Source organism: Halococcus morrhuae DSM 1307 (genome assembly GCF_000336695.1).
GTDB lineage: Archaea > Halobacteriota > Halobacteria > Halobacteriales > Halococcaceae > Halococcus > Halococcus morrhuae.
Window position 1 is genome coordinate 95,296 of the sequence record NZ_AOMC01000054.1, and the last position, 12,042, is coordinate 107,337.

General features: G+C 65.1%; 11 protein-coding genes, 1 other RNA gene and 1 pseudogene. 8 read left to right on the plus strand and 5 right to left on the minus strand.

Translation table 11 applies throughout. From position 1 onward, the window contains the following. From C448_RS03725 to C448_RS03730, 3 genes are all read left to right on the plus strand, one after another. A complete protein-coding gene (locus tag C448_RS03725; protein ID WP_004051972.1) occupies positions 1-1,143 on the plus strand; it encodes a nicotinate phosphoribosyltransferase in 1,143 nt (380 codons plus the stop codon). A gap of 41 nt (positions 1,144-1,184) precedes the next feature. Further along, an RNA gene (rnpB, locus tag C448_RS03935) (RNase P RNA component) lies at positions 1,185-1,655 on the plus strand. 257 nt (positions 1,656-1,912) lie between these two features. Next, the gene (locus C448_RS03730; protein WP_004051973.1) at positions 1,913-2,836 is read left to right on the plus strand and encodes a sulfite exporter TauE/SafE family protein; all 924 of its coding nucleotides are present in this window, start codon (positions 1,913-1,915) and stop codon (positions 2,834-2,836) included. On the opposite strand, the gene C448_RS03735 is transcribed toward C448_RS03730, so the two are convergent. From C448_RS03735 to C448_RS03745, 3 genes are all read right to left on the minus strand, one after another. Continuing rightward, entirely contained in the window at positions 2,833-3,171 is a 339-nt protein-coding gene (locus C448_RS03735) for a DsrE family protein (protein ID WP_004051974.1), read from the minus strand. The genes C448_RS03730 and C448_RS03735 overlap by 4 nt on opposite strands. Positions 3,172-3,257: 86 nt before the next feature. After that, positions 3,258-4,094, minus strand: coding sequence for a phosphosulfolactate synthase (locus tag C448_RS03740; protein ID WP_004051975.1), 837 nt, complete (start codon positions 4,092-4,094; stop codon positions 3,258-3,260). Between the two features lie 45 nt (positions 4,095-4,139). Next, positions 4,140-5,492: an MmgE/PrpD family protein gene (locus tag C448_RS03745; RefSeq protein WP_004051976.1), complete on the minus strand. Its 1,353-nt coding sequence runs from the start codon at positions 5,490-5,492 to the stop codon at positions 4,140-4,142. Between the two features lie 94 nt (positions 5,493-5,586). On the opposite strand from C448_RS03745, the gene C448_RS03750 reads away from it, so the two are divergent. Then, positions 5,587-7,167, plus strand: a complete 1,581-nt coding sequence (locus tag C448_RS03750) for an acetolactate synthase large subunit (protein WP_049916033.1) — start codon at positions 5,587-5,589, stop codon at positions 7,165-7,167. Between the two features lie 246 nt (positions 7,168-7,413). On the opposite strand, the gene C448_RS03755 is transcribed toward C448_RS03750, so the two are convergent. Then, on the minus strand, positions 7,414-7,713 hold the full coding sequence (locus C448_RS03755) for a hypothetical protein (protein ID WP_004051978.1): 300 nt from the start codon (positions 7,711-7,713) through the stop codon (positions 7,414-7,416). Between the two features lie 105 nt (positions 7,714-7,818). Between C448_RS03755 and C448_RS03760 the strand changes: the two genes are divergently transcribed. Next, on the plus strand, positions 7,819-8,451 hold the full coding sequence (locus tag C448_RS03760; RefSeq protein ID WP_004051979.1) for a MogA/MoaB family molybdenum cofactor biosynthesis protein: 633 nt from the start codon (positions 7,819-7,821) through the stop codon (positions 8,449-8,451). On the opposite strand, the gene C448_RS03765 is transcribed toward C448_RS03760, so the two are convergent. Continuing rightward, positions 8,452-8,766: a cupin domain-containing protein gene (locus C448_RS03765; RefSeq protein ID WP_004051980.1), complete on the minus strand. Its 315-nt coding sequence runs from the start codon at positions 8,764-8,766 to the stop codon at positions 8,452-8,454. An 85-nt stretch (positions 8,767-8,851) separates the two neighbouring features. On the opposite strand from C448_RS03765, the gene C448_RS03770 reads away from it, so the two are divergent. The 3 genes and pseudogenes from C448_RS03770 to C448_RS03780 all read left to right on the plus strand — a co-directional run bounded on the left by C448_RS03770 (position 8,852) and on the right by C448_RS03780 (position 12,037). Next, positions 8,852-9,670 (plus strand): aldo/keto reductase, encoded by an 819-nt coding sequence (locus tag C448_RS03770; RefSeq protein WP_004051981.1) that lies wholly within the window; start codon positions 8,852-8,854, stop codon positions 9,668-9,670. Positions 9,671-9,745: 75 nt separating this feature from the next. Beyond that, complete coding sequence (locus tag C448_RS03775; RefSeq protein WP_004051982.1) at positions 9,746-10,414, plus strand: MBL fold metallo-hydrolase; 669 nt, start codon at positions 9,746-9,748, stop codon at positions 10,412-10,414. A 161-nt stretch (positions 10,415-10,575) separates the two neighbouring features. Beyond that, positions 10,576-12,037, plus strand: a pseudogene (locus C448_RS03780) (RNA-guided endonuclease InsQ/TnpB family protein). Positions 12,038-12,042: the final 5 nt, after the last annotated feature.

The following is a 12,042-nucleotide window of genomic DNA, read 5'->3' on the forward strand; positions in this document are numbered from 1 at the left end:
ATGCCGGAGCCGTTCGACATCGTCACCCCCGAGACCATCCGCGAGGGTCGCGCGACCGACGCCTACTTCGAGCGCACCGTCGAAACGCTCGATCACGCCGGGAAGAACCCCCACGTCGTCGCCGAGGTCACCGCCGATCAGTTCCCGACGGGCGAGTTCGAGGTGTTCGCGGGGATCGCCGACGCCGCCCGCTTGCTCGATGGCTGCGACGTCGCCGTCGATGCACTCCGCGAGGGCCAACTGTTCGACGGCGGCCCGGTCATGTCGATTGAGGGACCGTATCTCGATTTCGCCCGGCTGGAGACCGCCCTCCTCGGATTTCTCTCGCAGGCCTCGGGGATGGCGACGAACGCGCTGCGCGCTCGTCGGACGGCTCCCGATGCGTCGCTGCTGAGCTTCGGCGCGCGCCACGTCCATCCGTCGATCGCGGCCGTCGTCGAGCGGAGCGCGCTGCTCGGCGGGTTCGACGGCTTCTCGCACGTGGCCGCGGGCGAGCTGCTCGGTCGCGAGGCGAGCGGGACGATGCCCCACGCGCTCGTCATCGCCTTCGGCAAGGGCAATCAGGAGGCAGCGTGGACGGCCTTCGACGAGGCCGTCGCCGATTCCGTGCCACGCATCACGCTCTGTGACACCTACTCCGACGAGGTCGACGAAGTGCTGCGCGCGGCCGACGCGCTCGGCGAGAACCTCGACAGCGTGCGCATCGACACGACGAGCTCCCGGCGGGGCGACATCCGGCACATCATCCGCGAGGTGCGCTGGGAGCTCGACGCACGCGGGCGCGAGGACGTCGAGGTGTTCGTCAGCGGTGGTCTCGATCCGGACTCGCTGCGCGATCTTCGCGACATCGCCGCGGGCTTCGGCGTCGGCGGCTACGTCTCGAACGCGGATCCGGTGGATTTCGCGCTCGATATCGTCGCGATCGACGGCGAGCCCGCCGCCAAACGCGGCAAACTCTCCGGAAAGAAGCAGGTCTATCGCACGGACGACGGTGGCCATCACGTCGCACTCGCCGGCACCGAGAGCGCGGGCGAACCGCTGCTCGAACCGCTGCTCCGCGACGGGGAACTCGTCCGGGAGTTCGATCTCGATGCGGCGACCGACCGCGCCCGTACGGACGCCGCGGCGGTCGACTTCGCGTGACGAGCGAACCGCTTTTGACGACTGCGGGCCTACTCCGAACCGGCAGAGAGAGCCCGGCCACCGCGGCGTACCGACAGGCACACACGTGCCAGCGGGTACGCACGCGAGGAAAGTCCCCCCACCGCCGGGCAGGTGACCGGGGAAACCCCGGGACGGGAGACCGTCGGCGCTGGAACAGCAACGAGACCCCTCCACCCGACCGATGAGGCGCGGGCGGTGGCATCGCCACCGTCTCGGCGCGAGCGGCACGGGGTGCATCGTGCGCCCCGAAGCGAGCGGGCACCGCCCGCGAGCCAGCCGCGAGCGTGCGAACCCGACGCAAAACGGCCACTGGTCGGACAAAGCAACGGGGAGCTAACCCGCCGAGGGATGAGGGTGGAGAACGGATGGAACGGCGAATCCTCACCGGTGCAAGTCCACGCCACGCGGATCGGCCGCACGGTAGCCCGGCAGGGACGTGGACGCTCAGCCGAATGCCGGGGCGAACAGAAGGGGGCTTACTCCTCTCAGCCATGTTCTCGACACGACCGATCGGCGTCGCATTCTTCCACGAAACTCACAAATATTGCCGAATTCCATGACAGCCATGAGCAGGCCGTATCGACCATAGCGTCCCGACAAGCCGCGTTGGCAACGGATCGGTCGGAAACGACCCGACCCGCATACGTGCAGTTCTCTCCGCGGACCGCGCCCCCATAGGTGTGCCACTCCTGTCTCTCTTCAAGCGCGGTCGGCACGTTACCGGCCATCTTCGAGGAGTATTCATCGAATGGGCACACGTGAATCCAGCATCGACGTCGCACAGTTCATCGACAATCTCACCCACTTTCACTATCGCGAAGTGCTGATGACGGGTGCGACCTTCGTCGCCATCGCCGCGGCGATCGTGCTCTTCCCGGGGGTGGAGAACGTCACGCAGGGAATTCAATCGAACGTCTCGGGGGGTCTGTTCGCCCTGCTCATCGGCGTTGCAATCCTCGGCGGAACGGTCATGGGGATGCTCGGGTTCGGGTTCTCGCTCATCGTCACGCCCGTCCTCGTGAGCGTCATCGACCCGACGCTCGCGGTGGTCGTCCTCGCCGTCCCGCCGCTGATCATCAACGTCTTTCAGATGGGCGATACCGGAACCGGCATCGAGTTCGTCCGCAAGCAGTGGCCGCTGATGATCCTCGCCATCATCGGCACCGTCATCGGCGTGGTCTTTCTCACCGAGTTCAGCACCGGCCCGCTCGTTCCGTTCCTGATCGGTCTCATCATCCTCGGCTACGTCGTCTTCCAGATCGTCGAGAACTTCGTCGTCATCGAGGAGGCCCATCATCCCATCGCGCTGGGTGCGATCGGGCTCGTCGAGGGGTTCTTGCTCGCCGCCGCAAACCTCGGACCCGTGCTGCCGGCGTACTTCCACACCTTCGAGCGCGATGCCGAGAAATACATCGGCGGGCTGTCGATGGCGCTCGGCACGATCTTCGCCACCCGCATCGTCCTCATGACTTTCTTCACCGATTTGATGACTCCCTATCGCCTCTGGCTCGGCTCCGTCATCGCCGTCGTCGCCATCGTTGGACTCCTCCTGGGGACCTACCTCCGGCGCATCGAGATCGACGAGCAGAAATTCACGTGGTTCGTCATCGGGCTACTGTTCATCATCTCGCTCAACATCTTCCGGAACACGATCCCGGCGCTGTTCCTCTAGGGCGTGATGTAGACGTAGTCCGCTGCTTCGAGTCGGGCGATCTCGCCCACACCCGACGAGACGAGTTCGACGCCGTCGATGAGATCGTCTTCGTCGATGTCGATGTCCGTGAGCGTATTGCTGCATTGTTTGAACGCGACGCCACGTTCTTGGAGGGTCTCGATCGCTTCGCGCTGTGGCGAGTCCTCGGTGAGCAGCGCAATGGCGCCACCGTTGGAGACGAGCGCCACGTCGTCTGTTTCGACGGTCTCGTCGTCGAGTAGGTTCTCGATGTTGCCCGTGACGCGTGCGTGGAGCTCCGAATCGTCGTCAGTGTGGTGGAAAACGACGTTCACGGAGATAAAACGAGCGCCAGTATCTCAAAACCGTCGGGTTCCGGCATGCCATGCACCTACCTCCTGCACCGAAAGACCGCGTGGCCTCAGTCCTCGCTGTAGGTCGTGGTGCGGCCCCAGCTGGTGGTCTTGCCCCAGAGACCCGAGCGCATGCATTCGAGCTCGACGATCTGTGAGTTGTCGACGAACAGGTTCACGTTCGGACCGAAGTTCTTGATGTACCACTCGAACATCTCCGGACCGGGGGCCTCGAAGACGCAGTTCTCCGCGCCGAGCTCGTTGGCGATCCGATAGGCGACGTCCGTGCGCCACTCGACGACCTCTTCGGTGATGCCCTCGGCCTCGACCATCAGGAGATCCGCGCCGGCGTCGAGATGGCGCTCGCCCTCGCGGATGGCCATATCGGGGTCCTGCTGACCCTCCTCCAGATCTTCGGGATCGGAGGCACCGCCCGCGCCGAACTGGACGTTGATCTCGGGTTTCGGCTCGACGCCGTCGACCTCCGACACCATCTCCGTCATCGCCACCATGTCGTCGGCATCGATCGCGAGGAACCCCGACGAGATCTCCACGATGTCGAAGCCCATCTCGGCGCACTCCTCGACGTACTGATCCACTTTGTCGTTGTCACGGATCAGGACGTTCTCGATGAACCCGCCAGTCGAGACTTTGACATCGAACTCGTGGCAGATGTCGATGAGTTCGCGTACCGCCTCTTCGGGCATCAGCGAGAACGACCCGCCCGAGAACTTGTAGATATCGACGTACCAACCCATCGTCTCCAGGATGTCCCGTAGCTCGCGGGGGCCCATCGGATCGTAGTACGGCCCGCGCATCTCGGTGATCCCCTTCTCGCGGGGTTTCTCCGGTCGCTCGTTGACGTGCAGGAAGTCGAAGGCCCTGTCGAACGGTCTGTCGCTCATACCCGTTCGTGTTCACAGGCCGGTCACTTAGCTGTTCGTGACTGTTCAGTCGAGCAACTCGGTGAGGTCGGCCACGTCGTGTTCCTCCAGATTCTCGACGGTGTCGATGATCTCCCGTCTGTGATCCTCGTCGTATCGCTCCTCGGTCATCGTGACGAACTTCTCTTCGACTTGCTCCCACGTCATCGGGTTCGTCGGATGGCCGTTGAACGCGTCCTTCTCGATGTGGCGCGTCGAGTCGTCGGCGAGCGCGATGTCGATGACCGCGGGCATCTCGCCGTTCTCGAACCGTTCGGTGAGTTCCTCGTCCTCCTCGACCTCCACAGTTCTGAGCAGCTCCTGCACGTCGTCTTGCTGGATGCGCTCCTCGTCGTAGGCGTCGTTGGTCATCTCGCGGTCGATGAGCGCGGCCGCGAGCATGTATGGGAGGGAGTGGTCGGCCTGGGCCTTCGTTTCGACCTCGTATCTGCTCCCCTCGCCACCGCCGATGATGAGCTTCGCGCCGTGGAAGGTGTCGAGATGGATGGAGTTGACCTGTTCGGGGTCGATGTCGGCCTCCTCGGCGAGTTCGATGACGCCCTCGACCGCCGACTGGGCGTAGGTCTCGGCGACGTAGCGTTTGGTCATCGTGTCGAACACGCGCTCGCAGGACGAGTCGAGATCGACCTCGAATTCGCCCGAAATAATCTGTTTCCAGCCCTTTTGCCCCTCGAAGAGATTGACGGGCCCTTCCATCCCGTTTCGTGCGAGCAGCGCCGAATAGACGGCGTTCCGGGCGGCGTTCGCACTTGCGATCCCCTTCCACTCGTTGATTCCGCCTGTCCGGGTAACTCGCAGCGCGTTGTGCGCGGTGCCGGCGATGCCGACCGCGTTGCGGAGCTGCTCGTGATCGAGTCCGAGGATTTTTCCTGTGCCGGCGGCCGCCGAGATCACTGTGTGGGTCACGTGATCGTAGCCACGATCGCGCACGGGTGCGTTCCAGGCGAGCTCGCCCTGTATCTCGTAGCTCGTTCCCACGGCCTCGATGAGCTGAGTACCAGAGGCGTCGGCGTGTTCGCCGCAGGCGATCAGGCTCCCGATGTTGTCGCTCGGATGTGGCGTCTCGCCCGGTGCGAGAAACGAGTCCATGAAGTCGAGATAGCGCGTGAGGCTGGTGTTGTACGTCGCCGCACCGGTCGGGCTGGCGCGCCCGTCAGTCCCCCAGAGGCGGGCCGCATCGCCGCCGGCGGTCTCTTCGACCGTCTCGCGGACGCTCTCGGTCGCGTCGGCCCCGAGCGCGCCGACCGCGATTCCCACGGAGTCGAGCACACGCTTTTTGAGCTCTTCGCGTACGTCGTCGGAGAACTCGTCGTAGGCGACGTCGTCGACGAAGTCGGCCAGCTCCTCGGTGGTCGTCATGCTTGTTCTATCACCGATGGGCGCAAAAGCTTTCCCCGGCCACCGACCACGCGAGCGCCGGTGGAATGATGTGCGGCGGGTGCGTCCCGCCGGCATGAACGCTGCCGACCTGCTCGTCGAGAGTCTCGAAGTCGAGGGCGTCGAGTACGTCTTCGGCCTGCCGGGCGAGGAGCTGGAGGAGATCCTCTTCTCGCTGCGCGATTCGACGATCGAGTTCGTCCCCGTCCGCCACGAACAGGGCGCGGCCTTCATGGCCGACGTCCACGGCCGGCTCACGGGCGATGCCGGCGTCTGTCTCAGCACTCTGGGACCGGGTGCGACGAACCTCCTGACCGGTGTCGCCGACGCCCATCTCGACAAGAGCCCGGTCGTCGCCATCACCGGTCAGGGCGGTCTCGAACGCCTCCACAAGGAGAGCCACCAGAACCTCGACGTCGTCAACCTGTTCGCGCCGATCACGAAGTGGAACACGCGGATCTCCGATCCGGAGATCGTCAACGAATCGGTGCGCAAGGCATTCAAACTCGCCGAACACGAGAAACCCGGTGCGACCCATCTCGAATTCCCCGAGGACGTCGCGGCCACCGACACGGATCACCGGCCGCTGCCGCCGCGCAATCGGGTGCGCCGACCGAGCCCCGACGGGAAGGCGATCGAGCGCGCCGCGGCGCTGCTCGCCGACGCCGACCGCCCCATCGTGCTGGCGGGCAACGGCGGCATCCGCACTCGATCGTCGGAACGCCTGCGCTCGTTCGTCGCCGAGACCGATATCCCCGTCGTGGCCACTTACATGGGCAAGGGCGCAGTCTCGGACGCCGACGATCATTCACTGTTGACGCTCGATTCCGGTGCGGACGGTCAGGCCGCGAGCGCAATCGACCGGGCGGACGTCGTCCTCGCCGTCGGCTACGACATCGCCGAGCACGACCCCGAGAACTGGAACCCACACCAGGAAAAGCGCATCATCCATCTCGATTTCGAGCCGGCGGAGGTCTACGCCCACTACAACCCGCAGGTCGAGGTCGTCGCGGACGTTTCGGCGGGGCTGCGCGCGATCCAGCGAACCGACACGACGATCGAGACCGACACCGACTGGTACGCCGACCTCCGCGAGTCGATCGTCGCGGACGTGACGCGCCACCCCGACCCCGACGAGGGATTCTCGATTCGCCGCACGCTCCCCCTCCTTCGGGATGCGATGGCTGACGAGGACGTCCTCGTCTCGGACACGGGCAACCACAAGATGGCGATCGCCCAGAACTTCCCGACCGACGAGCCGAACACCTGCATCATCTCCAATGGCTTGGCGACAATGGGGATCGCCGTCCCGGGCGCGGTGGCCGCCGACCTCGCCGTCGATTCCAATGTGGTGGCCGCCACCGGCGACGGTGGCTTCCTGATGAACGCCGCCGAGATCGAGACCGCCACTCGACTGGGCTGTGGGTTCACAATCTTGCTGTTCACCGACGACGATTACGGTCTCATCTCGGCAAAGCAGGAGGATCACCGCGGCGAGCATACCGGGACCGCTCTCACGAACCCCGATTTCGTCACCTTCGCGGAGAGCTTCGGCATCGACGCGTACCGTCCGGAGAGCTGGGACGAGCTGGGCGAGACGCTCGAAACCGTCGTTCCGGGCGACGAGATGTCCCTCGTCGAAGTCCCGGTGGAATGACGAACCGGTCGTCGCGCCAGTGCGTCGATTTTCGGTGTTGCTCCCGGCGGATGTCCGGATAGCTGTTACTGGCTCTCGAACAGCCTCGATCCTGACGCAAATGAGAACCGCAAGCCACACGCCTCCCCAACCGACTCCCTCGCTCCCTTCGGTCGCTCAGTCGCCCCTCGCGCGAGCCGCGCCCTCCGGGCGCTCCCGCGCGCCAACCGCACGGCAACGTCCTCGATCGGCGTTCCGTGTGGTCGATCAGGCGCGTGCGGTCGCCCAGATCGCAGCGACGCCGAGCGCGACCGCGGGCGCGAGCGGGAGCACGAGGAAGGTGTCGCGCCACGTCAGCCCGACCGCGGCGAGCAGCCCGCCGGCGTGCGGGAGCGCGAGGATCGTTCCCGGAACGACCAGGAAGGCGACGACGATGATGCCGACGAGCACCCAGCCGCGCCAGTCGAACTCCTGGTCGGCGGCGCGGGCGCGCGCCTCGTCGTACTCGCTGCGCGGGCGGTCGTCGTCGAACGCCTCCGGGTCGTGGACGTAGCCGTCGTCGCTCATCGCGGCCCGCCCCGTCGGCCCGGCGTGCCGTGGTACATGTCCGATTCGAGGGTCGGCACGACCAAAAGCATGGGGAGTTTTGTCCCGGGCGCTCCGGCCTCTCGCATGGCCGATTCACACGACGAGGACGGTTCGGACGGGCATGACCATCACGATCACCACGACCACGGAGACGAGGCGGTCCACGCCCACGAACACGAGTTCGGACCGGTCGGGATCGCCGTCGTCACGATCTCGACCTCGCGGACGCTCGACGACGATCCGGCGGGCGACACGCTCGCAGCGGCCGTCGAGGAGGACGACAAGGTGCCGACGCGCGAACTCGTCCCCGACGAGTACGACACGGTCCAGGGGACCGTCGACGCGCTTGCCGGTCGCGAGGACGTCGACTGTATCGTCACCACCGGCGGCACGGGCGTGACGCCTGACGACGTGACGATCGAGGCGGTCCAGCCGTTGTTCTCGAAGGAACTCCCGGGCTTCGGCGAACTGTTCCGCGCGCGCTCGCGTGACGAGATCGGCACGCGCGTCGTCGCCACCCGTGCTACCGGCGGCGTCGTCGACGGCGTCCCCGTCTTCTGCCTGCCCGGTAGCGAGAACGCCGCCCGTCTCGGCGCGGGGATCATCACCGAGGAGGCGGCCCATCTCGCCGGGCTCGCCGGACGAACGACGAACGACGAGGCCGATGGCGATGCTGACGCGGCGAACGAGACGGACGAAGACGACGCGGACGAGTAGCTACGACGGCAGCGGACAGAGGCTTGCGGTGAGCATCGCCTGCTCTTCGCCCTCGTTGCGCGCGCCGTGGACCGCGCCGCGCTCGTTCGCGACGATGCCCGGTGCGGTGACGGTTGCTTCCTCGTCGTCGCGGGTCACGACGACGCTGCCCTTCAGGACGTGGAAGACGTTGGTCGCGCCCTCGTGTTCGTGCGGTTCGATCTCCGCGTCGGGACCGAGCGCGAACGCCTTCACGAGCACGTCATCGCTCGCGTGGAGTTCCTCGGTCAGCACCTCGCCCGCCTCGGGGTCGAGATCGGGATAGCTGTCGAGCACGGTCGTTCGGCGGGCGCGAGAGCCCTATCCCTTTCGGCGCTGCCGGAGGCCGGGAGGTTAACCGCCTGCCGATGCACCGCTCCACATGGAGTACGTTACCGTTCAGGACACGGAGATCCCGGCGCTCGGGATCGGTACGTGGCGAATGGAGGGGGCGACCTGCCGGCGTGCCGTGGCAACGGCGCTCGAACTGGGCTATCGCCACGTCGACACCGCCCAGGCCTACGGCAACGAGCGCCAGGTCGGCGCGGCCATCGCCGAATCCGGCGTCGATCGCGACGAGCTGTTCCTGACGACGAAGCTCGGCTCGTCGAACCGCGATCACGACTCCGTCGTAGAGTCGACCCGTGCGAGCCTCCGGAAGCTCGAAACCGACTACGTGGATCTGCTGCTCATTCACCAGCCGAACACCGGCACACCGCTCGAAGAGACGATCGGCGCGATGGACGAACTCGTCGACGACGGGCTTGTCGACCATATCGGCGTCTCGAACTTCGGTCTCTCGCGCCTCCACGCCGCCCGCGAGCACGCTGACGCGTCGATCCTCACCGACCAGGTGCAGTACCACCCCTTCTGGGATCAGTCGACGCTGGTCGATTACTGCCAGATCAACGATCTCATGCTGACGGCTTACAGCCCGCTGGCTCACGGCGGCGCGGTGAACGACGACCTCCTCGCGGAGATCGGCACGCGCTACGACAAGACGCCCGCACAGGTCGCGCTCCGCTGGCTGGTCCAACAGGACAACGTCTCGACGATCCCGAAATCGACCAGTCCCGCGCATCTCGAAGCCAACCTCCAGGTGTTCGACTTCGAACTCACCGACGAGGAGCTGCGCGCCATCCGGCGACCATCCATCTCGCGCACCGCGTCGAGTTTCCTCCGCGCACGACTGCCGTTCTGAGTTTCCTCCCCTCTCCCTCCCTCTTTTCCTCCGATCACCCCTGATGCTTTCCTCCGTCGCGCTCCTCGTCGTCACATGGCAACCGAGCTCGCCGAGGGCATCCACTGGTTCGAACTGACCGGCGTGAACGCCTATCTCGTCGAAGACGACGTACTCACGCTCGTCGATGCCGGCACGCCGTTCGACGCCCACGCCATCGAAGCCGGCATCGCGGACGCCGGCCACACGGTCGGGGACGTCGAGCGCGTCCTGCTCACGCACTACGATTTCGACCACGCCGGCGCGCTCGCGCGGCTTCCGGATCTCGATGCGACGATCCGTGCCGGCGCGGCCGACGCTGCCGTCCTCACCGGCGAGCGGAAACCACCGTTCTCGAACCACAAGGGGCTGCTCCAGCGCGTTTCGGGACCGTTCGTGCGCACGCCCGATTGCCCGATCGAACCGATCGCCGACGGCGAGCAGGTGGGCTCGTTCACGGCCTATCACACGCCGGGACACACGCCTGGCCACACCGCGTTCGTGAGCGAGGAGCGCTCAGCGGGCTTTCTCGGCGATCTCGTCTTCGAGGATCGCGGTGCGCTCGCGCCCTCTTCGTGGCTCGTGAGCTACGATACCATCGCAGTCGCCACGAGCATCCGATCGCTCGTCGAGCGCGCGCCGGCATTCGATGCGCTCGGCATGGGCCACGGCGTGCCCTTCTGCCGAGGTGGCGACGAGCGCCTCGCCGACCTCGCCGCCAACTGAGGAAGTTTACGTGAAAGACAGGCGCAAAGGCTCGCCCTTTAGGGCGGGGATACGCGCCGTAAGCTCTGTCTCGGTACTGTTCGCCTGCCGGCTACACGGCATGGCCCAACTGGATATTCAACGATCGGAAGGGTCAACTACCCGGCCATACATGGTTACGTATGGCGATTTCCGAGGTCACACGGACCTACCGCGCACGCATCTGCAACCACTCGCAGGTGCGTGATGACCTCGATTCGCTTGGTTTCGCCGCCAGCAAGCTCTGGAACGTCGGGCGATGGACCGCCCAACGTGTCTGGGACGCTTGCGGCCAGATNGACCTCGATTCGCTTGGTTTCGCCGCCAGCAAGCTCTGGAACGTCGGGCGATGGACCGCCCAACGTGTCTGGGACGCTTGCGGCCAGATTCCCAGTGGTTTCGACCTTCAGGCCTACCTCAAAGGTAGTGAACGCTACGTGGATTTGCACTCACAATCCAGTCAGCGAGTTCTTGCCGAACTCGGTGAAGCGTTCTCTGGATGGTTTGGCCACCGAAACTCTGGGAACGAGAAAGCGAACCCGCCCGGCTACCGCAANTCAGCGAGTTCTTGCCGAACTCGGTGAAGCGTTCTCTGGATGGTTTGGCCACCGAAACTCTGGGAACGAGAAAGCGAACCCGCCCGGCTACCGCAAGAACGGTGACGAACACCCCCGTTCGACGGTCACGTTCAAACAGGCTGGTTTCAAGCACGATGCGAAGAACCAGCGGATTCGGCTCTCGAAGGGGCGCAACCTCAAAGCGCACCGCTCTGACTTCGTGCTCTGCGAGTACGACGTTATCGGCCCGGAGGGGACGACCGTCGAGAACGTCCAACAGGTCCGCGCCGTCTACGAACACGGTGTGTGGCGACTACACATCGTCTGTCGTGTCGAAGTGGAAGTGGCCGAACCCCCCGGCGACCGCACGGCGGGCGTGGATCTCGGAATCTGCAACGTCGCCGCCGTCTCATTCGGGGATGAATCGTTGCTCTACCCCGGTGGCTCACTCAAAGAGGACGAATACTACTTCGGCAAGAAACGCGCCGAAACGGACGATTCGGCCTCACGAGAGGCACGGCGTCTTGACCAGAAACACACCGACCGCCGCACGCACTTCTTCCATACGCTCTCGAAAGAGATCGTGGAACAGTGCGCCGAACGCGGTGTCGGAACGATATTCGTCGGCGATCTCGGTGGAATCCGGGACGACGAGAACGGCAACCCGAAGAATTGGGGTAAACACGGCAACCTCGATCTGCACGGGTGGGCGTTCGACCGCTTCACGACGATGCTCGAATACAAAGCAGAGATGCAGGGCATCGCCGTCGAAACGGTGTCTGAACGGGACACGTCGAAGACCTGCTCGGTCTGTGGGACGAAAGCGGACAGCCAGCGCGTTGAGCGTGGTTTGTACGTCTGCGACGAATGCGGAACCGTGGCGAACGCCGACACGAACGGTGCGGAGAACATCAGGCAGAAAAGTACCTCCGAGTCTTCAGTCGATGAAGATAGGAGTAACGGCTGGTTGGCACAGCCTGTGGTTCGTTTGTTCGACAAAACCCGAGGAAGCTTCCTCCCGTCAGAACAGGCGACCCACGAACCTTAATATCC